Raw genomic sequence first — 16,549 nt, 5'->3', positions numbered from 1 at the left:
ATATCTATGACAGACAAGCCTCAGCTCCCCGGTCACATTCAGGCGGCTATCGATCGGAACCTGGCACGCCAAAATCTGGACGCCTTCGGGCGTCCTGCTGACTCTGCCGGAGTTACCTGGAAAGGTCGCGATTTAACCGGTCCGGGCATTGAAGGTTCGTCCAACCCGTTACATGCATTCGACACAGATGATGGGCTCGAAGATGAGGCCTGGACTAAAGTAAGCCAAGATCTCGTTGACGGAAACGCAGACGAAAAAGACGTTTTTAGAGTTCTTCAGAACATCAGAGTTTTTGCGGCAGTGGTCCCCACCGTTGCCAAAACCACTATGGAAACTCGGGTGGACCAGCATGGTAAAGAATTTACCGTGGAATCTGATAAAGAAGCCGATGTCGCTCTAGTATCACTGACGGCCGCAGACGGTCGAGGGGCGTTGCCTGTTTTTACGTCCATCCCGAAACTGACTGCATGGCATAAAGACGCGCGACCGGTAGCGGTCTGGATGCCACGAGCTTGTTTGAGTGCAGTTGATGAAGGCAATGAGCTCATTGTCGTTGATCCGGGTGCCTATCTGACGTATGTCGTACGACGTCCAGAGGTTTATGCGCTCGCGCAGCAAAAAGCTTGGACACCGTCCTACGAAGATGTGGAAATCGCGCAGGCTCTCTCTGAATTGACCGACTTAGTTCCGGGTCTCGGCCAATTGGCGATGGCCCCGGGCCGTGGTGTCGGTACCCAGACTGAGGATGGCAGAGTGATTGCCGGTGGGGGAGCCGGTCCAGAACTCGCGTTAGTCGCGACTCCCCAGAACCCTTTAGATGCTGTGGGTAGCAAACTCATGCTGACTACACTGCAGTCATTGATTGCGGATGTTGCGATCCTTGCGGAGCGTGCCGACACGGTCGAAATCGTGCTAGGCACCTCGCACTAAGCATCATTCTTCTGGCAGCTGGTTGAAGTTGTCGGCAACCCTGGCGAAGGTTCGATAAATTGTAGCCAGTTCGTCTGCCGAAACCACGTCGGTAAAAAGCGTTTTCACACCCTTGGCGTGAATAACCGACGCTTTACGAAACATGGTGCGGCCCTCGGCTGTGAGCTCTGCTTGCCAGGCTCGGCCATCTTCAGCACACTTAACTCGTTTCACGAGACCACGATCAGATAATACCTTGACTTGGTAGGTCAATCGTGACGGAGAAAAGACAATGGCATCAGCCAACTGTCCCATCCGCATGTGACCTTCGGGCGCCTCGGATAGTAACAACAGCATGTTGTACTCACTCAAGGTGAGCCCAACTTGTTGTTTGAGTCGTTTTTCTAAGCGGTCCAGCAGCCGAGCCGTCGTTTCAAAGTACATTCGAAACGCCGGCCCCAACGGCTGCTGGAGCTCATGATGCGTCAGGTCCGTTAAGGAGCTGGTCAAAGGGAATCACCTCTAGTTCTTTAGGCTGTAATGGTGCACGTCGCGGACGTGGATCAAGTCGTGCCACCACTTCAGCAAAATCTTGTCCGGCATGAGCGATACGTCTGTCTAAATATGCCGCATTGGATTCATGGTCGCGCGGGTTCTTGGTGGTATCGACTGAGCCCCAATCTTCGGTTGCGGCATATACTCCAGTAGGCATGACGCGCATGCGTAAATATGAGAACAGCGGCCGCATAGCGGTGTCGATCACTAGGGAATGACGCGGGCTGCCACCTGTGGCTCCCAATTGGACGGGTACGTCCTTCAATGCCTCATTATCGACGAGGTCCCAAAAGGACTTGAACAGCCCTGAGTAGGAGGCTTTGAACACAGGTGAAACAGCAATAATCCCATCGGCTTGTTCAACTTCATTGATCATCTCAGATAATTGTTCGGACCGACTAAACGTGACCATGGAATCGGCAATATCCGTTGCTACGGTACGTAGTTCGAAGTGATGTAGCTCTGGACGGTGCCCACGCGCTGATAATGCGTCCGCAGTTGTCTGACCAAGCTGCTTGGCTAATAATGAGGTGGAACTCGGATCACTTAACCCCGCTGCGATAATCGCGATGTGGCGTGCATCTGGTGTAAATGGATCGGTCGATTCGAATGCTGTCTTCATGGTCGTTTCACACTTCCCGGTAAACCATCATACTGGGTGACTCGATTTACTTTTTCGGTGCCTCTTCATTCGCCTTTTGACGATCCAGAAACGCCTGCGAACCTTCACCACCACCGGCGACCGGAGCCTTCCCAGCAGCCTGACGTGCCTTCAGGAAGTCGTGAGTTGGTGCTTCTGGGACACCCTCCAATCGTCCTTTGGCAAATTCTTTACGCAGCATTGGCAGAACTTTCTCACCAAAAAGATCGATCTGTTCCAACACGGTCTTGGTGGGCAGTCCTGCGTGATCGACCAAGAACATCTGACGTTGATAATCTCCTACCCAGTCACGGAATTCGAGGGTCCGCTCAATGACTTGTTCAGGCGACCCAACGGTTAGCGGGGTCATCTTGGTGAAGTCTTCCATCGACGGCCCGTGTCCATAGACCGGAGCATTATCGAAATACGGTCGGAACTCATTCCAGGCATCCTGCGATTTCTCCCGCATGAATGCTTGACCACCGAGTGCAACGTAAGCTTGATGAGCTTTACCGTGGCCGTAATACTCATACCGCTGTCGGTAGAGCTGAACCATCTGGATAACATGCTCTTTATTCCAGAAAATATTATTATGGAAGAACCCGTCTCCATAGTAAGCGGCTTGTTCAGCGATCTCTGGGGAACGAATGGAACCATGCCAGACAAAGGGTGGAACGTCATCCAGCGGCCGTGGGGTTGCAGTGAACTGTTGGAGCGGTGTACGGAAGCGGCCTTCCCAGCTCACTTCGGTCTCACGCCATAAACGATAAAGTAGGTTATAGTTCTCTACCGCCAGCGGAATGCCCTGTCGGATATCTTTGCCAAACCAGGGGTAAACCGGACCGGTATTACCGCGACCCATCGCTAGATCCATGCGTCCACCAGCAAGGTGTTGCAGGTATGCATAATCTTCAGCTAGACGCACCGGGTCCATTGTCGTGATCAAAGTCGTTGCAGTTGACAGAATAAGATTTTCGGTTGCAGCAGCCAGGTAAGCGAGCAAAACAGGAGGGTTGCCAGGTGCTACGAAGGGCGGGTTGTGGTGTTGTCCGGTAGCAAAAACCTCGAAGCCGGCTTGTTCAGCATGTTGTGCAATCTTGATCGTATCTTTAATGCGTTGATGCTCCGAGGGCGCCTTGCCGGTATGGGGATCTGGGGTGATATCCCCGATTGTGAATACACCGAATTGCATATTATTTAGCCTCTCGTACACTCTTTTTCACAACTGAATTAGTACGAGTCTAACGCTCGGCGCAAAGTATTTCAAATCTGAAATATGTTCAAGCGGGTGGCAATCCATCGGCTCACCCTTTGAGTCTCGTGGGATGTCGGCTAAGGGTTTGGTAGTGCTAACGGCTAAGCTGACAGTTATGCAACACACCTTTACCAAGCCGGTGGTCGTCGGTGCCGCCATCCTTGACGATGCGACCCGTCCAACCCAAATGCTCGCCGCTCGACGCAAAGCGCCGAAGTCATTGGCGGGTTATTGGGAGTTCCCGGGAGGCAAGGTAGAACCCGAGGAAACTCCGACCGGTGCACTAGTGCGAGAGATTCGAGAAGAGCTCGGGGTTGAGATTGAAATTCTCGAACATATCGCCGCCCCCAGTGATGCTGGTTGGCGACTCGATAATGGCATGAATATGCACGTGTACACCGCAATTGTTCGCTTGGGTAAACCCGAACCACTGATCGAGCATGATCGCCTCGAGTGGGCGGCACTGACTGCATCTGATCTTCATGAACTTGAATGGATTCCGGCGGATCGTCTCATCCTCGATGCCATTCTGACCCAGCTGGGCGGTACGAACGCATCTGCCTGAAAATGAACCGGTGGCAGTCCTTGCTGACTGTAGGATTGCCACGCCGGTTCATTCTTTATGGTCAGCACCTAGCTAGTAAGTCGTTGTGCCCGTTGCACGACAGTTCGTGCATGGGCGATGAGTGGCCCGTCCACCATGGATCCGCGAAATTGAAATACGCCGCCGTGGTTTTTTACTTCATCCAGGAGTGCTTGAGCATATTCAACTTCTTCCTTCGATGGTCGATACGCTTCACGCACGACTGTCACCTGGGCAGGGTGGATACAAGCTTTTGCGTTGAAGCCGCTGGCCACGGCATCCTCAGCTTCGGCTGTGAAGTGCTCGGTGGGGGATAAGTCGGTATGAATCGTATCGATGCTGGCTTTCCCTGCGGCCGCTGCGGCCAATAGCACCTGAGCTCGTGCAAATCGAGGAGCATCGCGATACGTCCCATTACCGAAACGAGACGCCGATCCGCCCGTTGACACCATCAAATCCTCTGACCCCCACATCAGTGCCACCACTGCCGGATGCCTGGCAACCTCGATGGAAGACAGTACACCTGCAGCAGTTTCGCAGAGCGCAATGAGCCCAATGTTCGGTAGAGCCTTTGCGACCTGTTGAATATCCTCAGCACGCTCTACTTTTGGCACCATGACATAACGGGTTGGGCTGTCAGCCACGACTTTAACGTCGTCCCCAAAGTCTGGTTCATCGACTGGGTTGATGCGTACGATTGTGCGCTGAGCTGTTGACGAGTCCATTTCAGTAAGGTGCCTGCGCAACGTCTTGCGTGCCACTGGACGGTCTACGGGTGCTACGGCGTCTTCTAAATCAATGATGATAGCATCCGACCGATCATATGCTTTGGAGTATCGTTCTGGACGGTCGGCAGGCACAAACAATAGCGCTGGTCCAAGGTCAAAGGCGGTCATGCGGTGGCCTTCCGATGGTGTTCTTCAGACTCCCACAGCAGGGTCGATCGAATACATTCAGCCACCACCTCGCCATGCTGATTTCGTCCAACATGGCGGAACCTAACAATGCCTTGGCCTGGTCTGGATGACGATAGCCGCTTATCCAAGATCTCGGTCTCGGTGTACAGCGTATCTCCGTGGTAGAGAGGTTTGGGGAATTTGACGCTTTCAAAGCCAAGATTCGCCACGATGGTTCCTTGGGTTAGTTGTGCAACCGAGGCGCCCACGATGGTGGATAAAGTAAACATCGAATTGACCAGTGGTTGGCCGAATTCTTGCTGGGATGACCAGTGCGCATCGAGGTGAAGTGACTGGGTGTTCATAGTCAGCGTCGTGAACACGACATTATCCGCTTCGGTAACTGTGCGCCCTGGAGCATGCTGATAAATGGCACCGATTTCGATCTCGTCGTAGTAGAGGCCGCGCTGCTTGATAATTTTTGGTTGGGTAGTCATGGTACTCCTACAGCCCCAGTGAACGAGCAATCAGCATGAGCTGGACCTCTGTCGTGCCTTCACCGATCTCCAAAATCTTTGAGTCACGGTAATGACGAGCCACTAAACTTTCGTTGATAAAGCCATATCCGCCAAATATTTGCGTCGCGTCACGGGCATTATCCATCGCAGCTTCTGAGGCGACCATCTTAGCGATTGAAGCCTCGGTCTTGAATGGCTGCCCAGAGATTAACTTCTTCGCAGCCGCATAATAGGCAGCACGTGCGGCGTAAGCGCGAGCTTGCATCCGAGCGATTTTGAATGAAATACCTTGGTTTTCACCGATGGCGCGACCAAACGTCTTCCGGGTCTTCGCGTAAGCGACGGATTCATCGACACAGCCTTGAGCAGCTCCAGTCGCGAGCGCTGCGATCGCCACACGACCCTCATCGAGAATATCCAAAAAGTTTGCAAACCCACGACCGCGTTCACCCAGCAGGTTCTCTTCGGGGACCTGCACATCCTCGAGCGTTAACGGGTGAGTATCAGAGGCATTCCATCCTACTTTGTCATAAGCCGGTTCCGCGGTGAAGCCCGATGTCTCGGTTGGAACGATAATTGTAGAAATTTCATTTTCGCCGGTTTTTGCGGTCACCGTGACAATCGAGGTGATATCAGTGCCGGAGTTGGTAATGAATTCCTTATTACCGTTGATGGTCCAGGTACCATCGTCTAGGGTTGCGCGGGTTTGGGTGCCGCCAGCGTCGGAGCCCGCTCCGGGTTCGGTCAGCCCAAACGCTGCGAGATGCTTTGCCTCAGCTAAATCTGGCAACCAACGCTGCTTTTGCTCTTCGGTTCCGAATTTTAACAGCGGCATCATGCCAAGCGATACCCCTGCTTCCAGAGTGATTGCCACAGACTGATCGACTTTGCCAATCTCTTCTAGAGCTAGACACAAGGTGAAGTAGTCGCCGCCTTGGCCGCCGTATTCTTCCGGGATCGGTAGACCAAACAATCCCATTTCACCCATCTGAGAGATAACTTCATATGGGAAAGTCTTGTCTCGGTCGTGTTGAGCTGACACGGGTGCGATGACTTGCTGGGCAAATTCTTGAACCCCTTCGACTAAAGCGAGTTGTTCGTCATCTAAATAATGATCAATGGACATCGTCAAACCTTTCGTTGCCGAGGCAAAATTTACTGGTCGTCGGTAGAGGCATGTCCGACGACTGTCAGAATGCTCTGGTCAAGTGAGACCTGTTGGCCATCGGTGACATGTATGGTCACCGTTCCATCGAGGGGCGCTTGGAGTTGGTGTTCCATCTTCATGGCCTCGATGGTGACCACCGGGTCGCCGGCGGACACTTCGCTGCCATCTGGTAAGTGAATCGCTGTGACCGTGCCCGGTAAGGGAGCACGCACTTGTGGGTCAACCCCGCGCTCTTCAGCTTCCATGGAAGCTAACGTGTCAAGTACTTGTGCTGCATGGTCCAACACGACCATGACACCGGTAAACGTATTTGAAGCTACCCATACCCGTGCACCCTGACGTGTCGGCGCCTCCGCTACGACCGTGACGAGTTCGACGCTGGCAGCATTTTGGTACACATACTCGTCATCCCGATCGGTCGGTATGAGACGAGCACCGGTATCAAGGGCAACATCGAATCTGAGGGGGGCATCGGCTGCGGGATAGTCCACTCGGTAGTTCACCTCAGCGGCCCCAGGGAGTCGAAACCCATCCAGCGCCCAAGCATCGGAGGCAGTGGCGCGCTGTTGGTGGAGGAATCGCGCAGCGACCTGAGCATGCCAGTCAGTCGGGAGGTCAAAGGCCATGTCGGGCAAACGCGATTCGACCAGGGTGGTGTCGATGTCACCAGAGACCACATCAGCATCTCGCAGGAGATGCTGGAGATACTCCAGGTTGGTGTGCACCCCGAGGATAATCATTTCATCGAGGGCCTGATCCAAGCGCGCCAGTGCCTGGTGGCGATCGGTTCCGGTGGCAATGACCTTTGCAATCATCGGGTCAAATTCCGTGCCGATCACTGAGCCGGTGCGCAACCCAGAATCTACCCGAACTCCTACCCCGGTAGGTTCAGAAAGGTGCAAGACGGTACCGGTGGACGGAAGAAAGCCTGCCGCAGGACTCTCCGCATAGACACGAGCTTCGATTGCGTGCCCAGTAAACGTCACGGCATCTTGAGTCAGTGTCAGCGGTGCCCCCGCGGCGATCCGAATCTGTTCTTCGACCAGGTCGATCCCGGTGATTTCTTCGGTAATCGGGTGTTCCACCTGGAGTCGGGTGTTCATCTCCATGAAGTAGAACTTGTCAGGCTCCTGGTCAGAGACCAAAAATTCGACGGTACCAGCACCGACGTAATCGACGGACCTTGCGGTCTCAACCGCTGCCTGGCCGATACGCGCTCGCGTGTCCTCGCTAAGTAATACGGAAGGGGCTTCTTCAATGATCTTCTGATGACGCCGCTGCAGTGAACATTCACGTTCGCCAAGATGAATGACATTGCCGTGTTGATCGGCCAGAATCTGCACTTCAATGTGTCGCGGTGAACGAATGAGCTGTTCGATGAGCAGCGTGTCGTCACCGAAAGCGGTCTGAGCTACACGACGAGCGGTCTCGAGCTGACCTGCTAGTTGATCGTGCGATTCCACTACGTGCATCCCTTTACCACCACCACCAGCAGAGGGTTTGATCAGCATCGGAAAGGACATGTCCCTGGTGGCTTCAACGAGTTGGTCATTACTGAGACCCGCTCGTGACACCCCTTCAATCATTGGCACGCCAGCCTTGGCGACGTGGTTCTTAGAACGGATCTTGTCGCCCATAATTTCTAGGGCGTATTCGTTGGGACCGATAAACGTTACGCCCGCTCGCCGACACTCGCGGGCTAGTTCAACATTTTCGGAAAGGAAACCGTAGCCAGGATGAATCGCTTCGGCGCCCGTGGCGAGCGCTGCTTGCACGACTGCTTCAGGGTTGAGATACGATTCGGCAGAACTAGTACCCAATCGTATGGCCTCTTGTGCAAATCTCACGTGGGCTGCCGCTAGGTCGGCATCCGAGTAGATCGCGACGGATCGGATTCCCAACTGATGCAACGTTTTGGCAATACGCATGGCGATTTCACCACGGTTAGCGATAAGTACTTTGGAGAATAGTTGCATGGCAGTCACATCCGGAAAAGACCAAATTGAGGCTCGGTGAGCGGGGTACGGGAACACACATCCAGTGCCATAGCGACAATGCGACGGGTGTCCTGCGGTTCTATAATGCCGTCATCCCAAAGTCTGGCTGTGGAGTAATACGCAGAGCCTTGTTCGTTGTAGCGATCCAAGATCGGTTGTTTAAATTCAGCTTCCTCTTGCTCGGTCCATTCTTCACCAGCTGCCTCATACTGATCGCGTTTTACCGTGGCCAGGACACCGGCCGCCTGATCCGGACCCATGACTGAGATTCGAGCATTGGGCCACATGAACAAAAAGCGCGGTGAATACGCGCGACCACACATCGAGTAGTTACCTGCACCGAAGGAGCCGCCGATGATCACCGTGATTTTCGGGACCCGGGTTGTGGATACTGCAGTCACCATCTTGGCACCGTTTTTTGCGATGCCACCGGCTTCATAATCCCTGCCCACCATGAACCCAGAGATATTTTGTAAAAACAAAAGTGGGATGCCGCGCTGATCAGCCAGTTCGATGAAGTGCGCTCCTTTGAGCGAAGATTCCGAAAACAAGATGCCGTTATTCGCGATGATGCCTACCGGGTGCCCATCAATGCGCGCAAATCCCGTGACCAGTGTTGTGCCGTAATTTTCTTTGAATTCGTGAAAACTAGTGGCATCAATGATTCGGGAAATAATTTCTCGAACGTCATAGGGGGTGTGGAGATCGACCGGTAGGATTCCAGCGATCTCTGCGGCGTCGTGAGCGGGTTGAATTGCGTCGATCTTGTTCCAAATACGCTGGGGCGTGGACGGTAGGGTCGCTACGATATTGCGCACGATCTGGAGGGCATGGTCGTCGTTCTCAGCGATATGATCGGCCACTCCGGAGGTAGACGTATGGACTTCCGCGCCGCCAAGTTCCTCTGAGGTCACGATCTCACCGGTAGCCGCTTTCACAAGCGGTGGGCCACCTAAGAAGATGGTACCTTGATTGCGAACAATTACGGACTCATCACTCATGGCTGGAACATAAGCGCCACCAGCAGTCGACGAGCCAAGGACGGCTGAAATCTGCGGGATCCCGCGGGACGACAACTGGGACTGATTGTAGAAGATTCTTCCAAAGTGCTCTCGATCCGGGAAGACATCATCTTGACGAGGCAAAAACGCCCCACCGGAATCCACGAGGTAGAGACACGGGAGTCGATTCTCCAGCGCAATCTCTTGAGCGCGCAGATGTTTTTTGACTGTCATCGGATAATATGTGCCGCCCTTAACCGTGGAGTCATTACACACGATCATTACGTAGCGGCCCTCGACGATGCCGATACCGGCGATCAGCCCTGCAGCCGGGGCATCGTTGTCATACATCCCGAAAGCGGCCAGTGAACCGATTTCAAGAAAGGGTGAGCCGGAGTCTAGGAGGCGGTGTACCCGTTCGCGAGGGAGTAAACGTCCGCGGTCCAGGTGTCGCTGACGTGAGCGTTCCGAGCCGCCTTGAGCTACTTCCGCCATTCGGTTGCGCAATTCTCCGCGCAATTGGTTGTGATAAGTAAAGTTTGCCTGATACTGCTCGGAGTTGGCATCAACCTGGGTGATCAGCTGTTGCATACTTCTCCTGAAGGTATGGACTCAGCAATAATTTCAGTTTATGCTGACTAACTGAAGTTTAGATTAGTGATGGAGATTGCATTTGTCCAGTACTCAGACAAACCCATCTGGTCAGACGACCAAAACACAGCGGCAGGTGGAAAAAGCAAGGCGACGCGAGCAACTTCTTGCCGCGGCAGCACGACTGTTTGCTGACCGCGGCTTCGCTGCTGTCTCCTTGGACGAGATAGGTACGGAGGTGGGTGTCACCGGGCAGGCGATATACCGGCATTTTGAATCCAAACAAGCCATGCTGGGAGTGCTTATTGGTCAAGCAAGCCACCACCTGCTGAGCAGCGGACGCGAGATTGAGGTGGAGTGTCCTGATGTGCTTGTACGTTTGCAGCGCCTCGTTGCTCTGCAAACTGAGTTTGCTTTGAGTTCTTCCGAGATTATCCGGGTTCAGGACCGCGACTTGGCCTCGGTTGAGGATCGGATACAACGAGAAATCCGCCGTACCCAGCGCGAGTTTATCGCTATCTGGATCCGCGCGCTGCAAAGTATCCATCCGCAGGAGACCACCGACCAGCTGACCGTGCGCGCTCACGCGGTCTTTGGTCTCATCAACTCGACCGGGCATTCCTTTCGCGGGCTCGCTAAACGCAAGCAGACCGGCAGTTTTCTGGCGTACCTGAAACATATGCTGCCGGAGATGGCGATGCAAGCACTCTATGCGGCACCCGATGAGCCGGAAGAAGAGCGCTAACATGGTGACGCGAGTCACGATTTGTTAGATTGTTGGGCGACACCCGGATCCACAGGAAGATAGTTATGACAGAACAACGCAACCAGTCCTACGCTGCCGGTCCCGTTGATGTGCCGCTTCTTGAAGAGACGATTTCCACGAATTTAGCCAGGATCGTGGCACAATTTCCTCATAATATTGCGCTCATTGATGCCGCAGCGGATCGCCAGTGGACATATGAGCAGTTCTATGGCGACGTCCGTCGCCTTGCGACGGGGTTACATAACGCTGGAGTGACTGCCGGTGAACGGGTGGGTATTTGGGCACTGAACCGGTGGGAATGGGTCATGGTGCAATACGCCACCGCGGAACTAGGCGCAATTATGGTCAACATCAACCCCGCCTACCGTCAGCATGAGCTCAATTATGTGCTGGAGCAAGCTGGCATCACAACGCTGATTGCCTCAGAAGAGATACCCACCGCGAATTATCCGCGCATGATTGAACGCGCGCAACACGAACTTGGCACGCTTGAGCGCATCATCATAATGAATACAGACTCGTGGGACGCGGTATTCGAGGTTGACCCCGAAAATGCGGTCCTAGACGCCATTGCCACATCTCTACAAAATACTGATGCCATCAACATTCAGTACACCTCCGGTACCACGGGATTTCCCAAAGGTGCCACCTTATCCCACCGAAACATCCTCAACAACGGCTTCTTCGTTGGGGAGACCAACCGGTACACCGACCAGGATCGCATCTGCATTCCAGTGCCCTACTACCACTGCTTTGGCATGGTAATGGGAAATCTGGCAGCTACAACGCACGGTGCCACCATGGTGATCCCCGGCCCGTCCTTCAATCCGGAACAAACGCTAGCTGCCGTGGAAAAATACCGTTGCACCTCCCTTTATGGTGTGCCGACGATGTTCATTGCAGAACTGGCACTGGAGAACCTCGGCGACTTTGATCTGTCGTCGTTGCGCACCGGCATCATGGCAGGGTCTCCGTGCCCCGATGAGGTCATGCGCCAAGTTATCAAGACGATGCACATGGAAGAAGTTACGATCTGCTACGGGATGACCGAAACCTCCCCGGTCTCGATGCAGACTCGCCCCGATGATGAATTACACCTGAGAACATCGACTGTGGGACGTCCGACACCGCATACCGAAATCAAAATCATCGACCCAGGCACCGGTGAGACGCTACCGATGAACGCAGATGGTGAGCTGTGTACGCGCGGCTATCTGGTCATGAGAGGCTACTGGAATCAACCAGAAAAAACCGCCGAAGTTCTTGGCGATGACGGATGGTTACGCACCGGGGATATCGCACGCATGGATGAAAACGGTTATGTCCAAGTAACCGGGCGAATGAAAGACATGGTGATTCGCGGCGGCGAAAACATCTACCCGCGAGAAATAGAAGAATTCCTCTATACACATCCTGACATCATTGATGCTCAAATCATTGGTGTCCCAGATGAGCGGTATGGTGAAGAACTCATGGCGTGGGTTCGGTTACGCAAAGGAGCGCCAAAACTCACCGCCGAAGCACTACGAGAGTTCTCCATCGGGTCTCTAGCAAAATACAAAATCCCACGGTACGTTTACATTGTTGACGAATTCCCCACAACCGTGACGGGCAAGGTGCGCAAAGTTGAAATGCGTTCAGTCGCCCTCGATTTATTAGAACAAGGCGATGTGATCGATGACTTCTGGGCTGCTCACGCGTAGCAGAATGGCAACAGTTCGGTCACGTTGACTTCACGTCCTAGACTAGATGGGGTCGAAACCGTCCGGTTTCGACCCCATTGTTGTGAACACATAGTTTTAGAACTAAAGGCGTGTACCCCTTATGACGGATACTTCGAATCTCCCACCGGAGGTTTCACCGGCCGATGAGCAGGCCGTCGAGCAAGCTGTCCAAGCTGCTATTGCAGCTTTTGAAGCTGCCACAAATCTTGACGAACTCAAGGCGGCTCGCATCGCCCACACTGGTGATCATGCGCCACTGACATTGGCCAACCGCCTGATCGGCAAGCTCGACAAATCTCAAAAAGCTGACGCCGGTAAACGCATGGGTCAGGCACGCGGGAAGATGGGCAAAGCGCTCGCGGACCGAGAGGCTCAACTCCAAGCCGAACACGAAGCCCGGATGCTTGTGGAAGAAACCGTAGACGTCACAACCGCCGTGCGTCGTCGTCGGCAAGGTGCCCGTCATCCACTTGCATTACTCCAAGAACGCGTGTCGGACATTTTTGTGGGCATGGGTTGGGAAATCGCTGAGGGGCCCGAATTAGAATCCGAATGGTACAACTTCGATGCTCTGAACTTTGAACCGGATCACCCGGCACGTGAAATGCAAGACACGTTTTTTGTTGAGCCAACTGATCGTCACCTGGTGCTGCGGACCCACACCTCGCCGGTGCAGATCCGTGCCATGCTGGAACGTGGCGTCCCGACCTACATTCTGGTTCCGGGCAAGACTTTCCGCACTGACGAACTGGATGCCACGCACACGCCGGTATTCCACCAGTTCGAAGGCCTCGCCGTAGATAAGGGCCTGACGATGGCCGATCTGCGCGGCACCCTGGAATACTTCGCGACCTCGATGTTCGGTGCCGAGGCGCGTATTCGTTTGCGCCCAAACTTTTTCCCCTTCACCGAGCCCTCTGCGGAGCTAGACGTCTGGCACCCAGATGCCAAGGGCGGCCCCCAATGGATCGAATGGGGCGGATGCGGCATGGTGCACCCACAGGTGCTGCGTGCTGCCGGCATTGATCCGAGCGTCTATTCCGGTTTCGCCTTCGGAATGGGTGTGGAACGCACGCTGATGTTCCGCAACGGGGTCGCCGATATGCACGACATGATTGAAGGCGACGTGCGGTTCTCAATGCAATTTGGAATGGAGATTTAGTCACACAATGCGTATCCCATTGTCATGGTTGCGTGAGTACACGCAGCTCCCAGCAGATGCCACCGCAGAAGATCTCTTAGCGGATCTGGTCAAAGTTGGGTTAGAAGAAGAAGACGTTCACGGTTTTGAACTCACCGGCCCGATTGTTGTCGGCAAAGTCTTGGAAAAGACCCCGGAACAACACTCCAACGGTAAGACCATCAACTGGTGCCGCGTCCAAGTAGTGCCCGACGGGCAACCCCAGACACTTGACGGCAAAGGAATTGACCCTTCCGGTGTTCAGGGCGTGGTGTGCGGTGCCCACAACTTCGAGGTCGGCGATAAAGTAATCGTCACCATGCCCGGTGCTGTACTCCCTGGGAACTTCAAAATCTCGGCCCGCAAGACCTACGGTCACACATCGGCCGGGATGATTGCCTCAGAATCTGAACTCGGACTCGGCGATGCTCATGACGGCATTGTGGTGCTGTCCAAATGGGGCCTGGATCCGGAAATCGGCACTGACGTGCTGCAACTATTGCATCTGGATGATGAGGCCGCAGAAATTAACGTCACACCCGACCGTGGCTATGTGTTGTCGATGCGCGGTGTGGCCCGGGAATATGCCCACGCTACGAGAACCGAGTTCACGGATCCGGCGTGCGCGATCAAGGCGCCGCCGGCTAATGATCAAGGCTGGCCGGTGCGCTTCGAAGACACTGCGCCGATCCACGGGAAGCTTGGAGTAAGCCGCTTCGTCGCTCGACGCGTCAACAACATTGACCCGAAAGCCACCACGCCGTCGTGGATGAGCGCCCGACTGCGCCTGGCTGGGATCCGTCCGCTGAGTCTGCCGGTTGACATTTCAAACTACGTAATGCTGGAGCTCGGCCAGCCCTTGCACTTTTACGATGCCGACAAACTCACCGGCGAGATCGTCGTGCGACGTGCACACGAAGGCGAAACCCTTGAAACTCTCGACGGTAAGACGCGCAAGCTTCATGTCGAAGATCTGTTGATTACGGATGAATCTGGGGCGATCGGCATGGCCGGTGTCATGGGTGGGTTGGCGACGGAGGTCAGCGATTTCACCACCTCAGTTCTGATCGAGTCTGCAAACTTCGATACGATCTCGGTATCCCGCACCCAACGCCGTCATCGCCTGCCATCCGAAGCCTCCAAACGCAATACTCGCGGCGTGGACTGGTACATCGCAGATAAGGCAGCCCAACGTGCAGCCGAGTTACTCGTGGAACTTGCCGGGGGGACCATTGACGCCGGAGTGACCGACGTCGGGGAACCACCGGTTATGCCAACCGTCCAGTTGCGCGCTGATTACCCCTCGCAGTTGGTGGGCTATGACTACCCCGAAGCACAGGTCAATCAGGTATTAGGCGATCTCGGTGCGGACGTTTCGCAACAGCGCGATGACACTGATGGGACCACCATCTTTGTGGTGACCCCACCATCTTGGCGCACCGATTTGAATATCCCCGAAGACCTCGTGGAAGAAGTCGCCCGATTGGTCGGCTACTCACACATTCCCGCTACGCTGCCGGTACCCCCTCCAGGCCGCGGCCTCACCAAGGCTCAACGGATGCGTCGCCGGATTGCCGACGCGCTAGCCGGTGCGGGCCTCATTGAAACCCTGTCGTACCCATTCGTATCCGAAGCCCAGAACAGGACCTTCGGCTCGCCGACTGAAGAAACGGCTCAAACCCAACGGATGGTGAAACTGGCGAACCCGATTTCTGCTGAATTCGGGTGGCTGCGCACTACGATTTTGCCAGGCCTGTTGGAAACCGCACGCCGCAACGTCTCGCGTGGCTTCCGTGACCTGACAGTGTTTGAAACAGGCAAGGTATTCTTGCCGGGTGACACGATCGGTTCTGCAGCGATCCCACCGCTGGGCGTCCGGCCCACCGATGAGGTACTTGCAGAAATTGAAGCCGGTATACCAGCGCAGCCATATCGGCTTGCTGCGATCTTCACCGGCCATGACTCGGCGCCAGGACCGAATCACACCCCGCGTGCCTACGACTGGCAGGATCCCATCGGTGCAGCCATGGATATTGCTGATGTGACCGGAGTGGAACTGAGCGTGCGCCAGGGCTCGCACCATGGTTTCCACCCGGGTCGGGTGGCCGAACTGGTCGTCCATGATGAAGTCATTGGTTACGCAGGAGAATTGCTACCGAAATTATTGGAAGACTGGGATCTGCCCGAGCGTACCGCCGCGATGGAACTGGACCTGGATGCCTTGATTGCTGCGGCTCCCGACGTGGTTGAAGCACAGCCGGTCGTGTCCTATCCGGCCACCTATCAAGACGTAGCGCTGGTCGTGGACCACGATGTCGTGGCCGCGGAGGTACAGCAAACCCTGCAACAAGCAGCCGGTGAATTGTTAGAAGACATTGGACTGTTTGATGTGTATGCCGGAACTGGAATCGAGGAGGGCAAGAAATCCTTGGCCTTTAATCTGCGCTTCCGTGCAGCCGACCGCACCTTGACCACAGATGAAGCATCGGAAGCCCGCTTGGCTGCGATCGCGGCAGCCGAAGCACAACACGGAGCCGTTCTACGATGAGCCAACCCTGGGAATTGGATCATCCGGTACCTGAAAACGACCGCGACCGCGCCCGACGACGCCGAAAACAATTTGGTGTTTCGGTCATCGCCTTACTGGTCGTCTTCGGCATGATCGGCACCACGGTGCTGTCGCTGCTCTAATACGCCAAAGACAAGGGGCAGGCGAGGTGTTCGTATCGAATACCCCGCCTGCCCCTTGTGCCGGAAGCACTGTAC

15 protein-coding genes are annotated in these 16,549 nt (G+C 54.8%); 7 read left to right on the top strand and 8 right to left on the bottom strand.

Features of this window, described 5'->3' with window-relative positions; all coding sequences use genetic code 11:
- Positions 1 to 6: 6 nt before the first annotated feature.
- Positions 7 to 930, top strand: a complete 924-nt coding sequence (locus tag FB556_RS07765) for an SseB family protein (RefSeq protein WP_141866387.1) — start codon at positions 7 to 9, stop codon at positions 928 to 930.
- Positions 931 to 933: 3 nt separating this feature from the next.
- On the opposite strand, the gene FB556_RS07760 is transcribed toward FB556_RS07765, so the two are convergent.
- From FB556_RS07760 to FB556_RS07750, 3 genes are read right to left on the bottom strand one after another with little or no spacing between them, the layout of a single operon-like run.
- Complete coding sequence (locus FB556_RS07760; RefSeq protein WP_246057266.1) at positions 934 to 1,419, bottom strand: MarR family winged helix-turn-helix transcriptional regulator; 486 nt, start codon at positions 1,417 to 1,419, stop codon at positions 934 to 936.
- The gene (locus FB556_RS07755) at positions 1,385 to 2,086 is read right to left on the bottom strand and encodes an FMN reductase (protein ID WP_141866385.1); all 702 of its coding nucleotides are present in this window, start codon (positions 2,084 to 2,086) and stop codon (positions 1,385 to 1,387) included. Before FB556_RS07755 ends, FB556_RS07760 begins: the two co-directional genes overlap by 35 nt.
- 46 nt (positions 2,087 to 2,132) lie before the next feature.
- Positions 2,133 to 3,296 (bottom strand): LLM class flavin-dependent oxidoreductase, encoded by a 1,164-nt coding sequence (locus FB556_RS07750; protein ID WP_141866382.1) that lies wholly within the window; start codon positions 3,294 to 3,296, stop codon positions 2,133 to 2,135.
- A gap of 178 nt (positions 3,297 to 3,474) precedes the next feature.
- Between FB556_RS07750 and FB556_RS07745 the strand changes: the two genes are divergently transcribed.
- Positions 3,475 to 3,924, top strand: a complete 450-nt coding sequence (locus tag FB556_RS07745; RefSeq protein ID WP_141866380.1) for a (deoxy)nucleoside triphosphate pyrophosphohydrolase — start codon at positions 3,475 to 3,477, stop codon at positions 3,922 to 3,924.
- A gap of 68 nt (positions 3,925 to 3,992) precedes the next feature.
- Here FB556_RS07745 and FB556_RS07740 read toward each other — a convergent pair whose 3' ends face one another.
- Genes FB556_RS07740 through FB556_RS07720 form a run of 5 tightly spaced genes read right to left on the bottom strand, consistent with a single transcriptional unit; the run spans position 3,993 to position 10,113 of the window.
- Positions 3,993 to 4,838 (bottom strand): HpcH/HpaI aldolase/citrate lyase family protein, encoded by an 846-nt coding sequence (locus FB556_RS07740; protein WP_141866378.1) that lies wholly within the window; start codon positions 4,836 to 4,838, stop codon positions 3,993 to 3,995.
- Positions 4,835 to 5,335: a MaoC family dehydratase gene (locus tag FB556_RS07735; RefSeq protein ID WP_141866376.1), complete on the bottom strand. Its 501-nt coding sequence runs from the start codon at positions 5,333 to 5,335 to the stop codon at positions 4,835 to 4,837. Before FB556_RS07735 ends, FB556_RS07740 begins: the two co-directional genes overlap by 4 nt.
- Positions 5,336 to 5,342: 7 nt before the next feature.
- A complete protein-coding gene (locus FB556_RS07730; RefSeq protein ID WP_141866375.1) occupies positions 5,343 to 6,482 on the bottom strand; it encodes an acyl-CoA dehydrogenase family protein in 1,140 nt (379 codons plus the stop codon).
- Positions 6,483 to 6,511: 29 nt separating this feature from the next.
- On the bottom strand, positions 6,512 to 8,500 hold the full coding sequence (locus FB556_RS07725; RefSeq protein WP_141866373.1) for an acetyl/propionyl/methylcrotonyl-CoA carboxylase subunit alpha: 1,989 nt from the start codon (positions 8,498 to 8,500) through the stop codon (positions 6,512 to 6,514).
- A 5-nt stretch (positions 8,501 to 8,505) separates the two neighbouring features.
- Positions 8,506 to 10,113: a carboxyl transferase domain-containing protein gene (locus FB556_RS07720; protein ID WP_141866371.1), complete on the bottom strand. Its 1,608-nt coding sequence runs from the start codon at positions 10,111 to 10,113 to the stop codon at positions 8,506 to 8,508.
- Between the two features lie 82 nt (positions 10,114 to 10,195).
- Between FB556_RS07720 and FB556_RS07715 the strand changes: the two genes are divergently transcribed.
- The 5 genes from FB556_RS07715 to FB556_RS13420 all read left to right on the top strand — a co-directional run bounded on the left by FB556_RS07715 (position 10,196) and on the right by FB556_RS13420 (position 16,474).
- On the top strand, positions 10,196 to 10,858 hold the full coding sequence (locus FB556_RS07715; protein ID WP_170200410.1) for a TetR/AcrR family transcriptional regulator: 663 nt from the start codon (positions 10,196 to 10,198) through the stop codon (positions 10,856 to 10,858).
- A gap of 65 nt (positions 10,859 to 10,923) precedes the next feature.
- Complete coding sequence (locus FB556_RS07710) at positions 10,924 to 12,582, top strand: AMP-binding protein (RefSeq protein WP_141866368.1); 1,659 nt, start codon at positions 10,924 to 10,926, stop codon at positions 12,580 to 12,582.
- A 121-nt stretch (positions 12,583 to 12,703) separates the two neighbouring features.
- Positions 12,704 to 13,765, top strand: a complete 1,062-nt coding sequence (pheS, locus tag FB556_RS07705) for a phenylalanine--tRNA ligase subunit alpha (protein ID WP_141866365.1) — start codon at positions 12,704 to 12,706, stop codon at positions 13,763 to 13,765.
- A gap of 7 nt (positions 13,766 to 13,772) precedes the next feature.
- Complete coding sequence (gene pheT / locus FB556_RS07700) at positions 13,773 to 16,331, top strand: phenylalanine--tRNA ligase subunit beta (RefSeq protein WP_141866363.1); 2,559 nt, start codon at positions 13,773 to 13,775, stop codon at positions 16,329 to 16,331.
- The gene (locus FB556_RS13420; RefSeq protein ID WP_170200409.1) at positions 16,328 to 16,474 is read left to right on the top strand and encodes a hypothetical protein; all 147 of its coding nucleotides are present in this window, start codon (positions 16,328 to 16,330) and stop codon (positions 16,472 to 16,474) included. Before pheT ends, FB556_RS13420 begins: the two co-directional genes overlap by 4 nt.
- Positions 16,475 to 16,549 lie beyond the last annotated feature (75 nt).

Source organism: Enteractinococcus coprophilus, from assembly GCF_006716305.1.
Lineage (GTDB): Bacteria > Actinomycetota > Actinomycetes > Actinomycetales > Micrococcaceae > Yaniella > Yaniella coprophila.
This window is presented reverse-complemented; position numbering and strand designations above follow the sequence as displayed.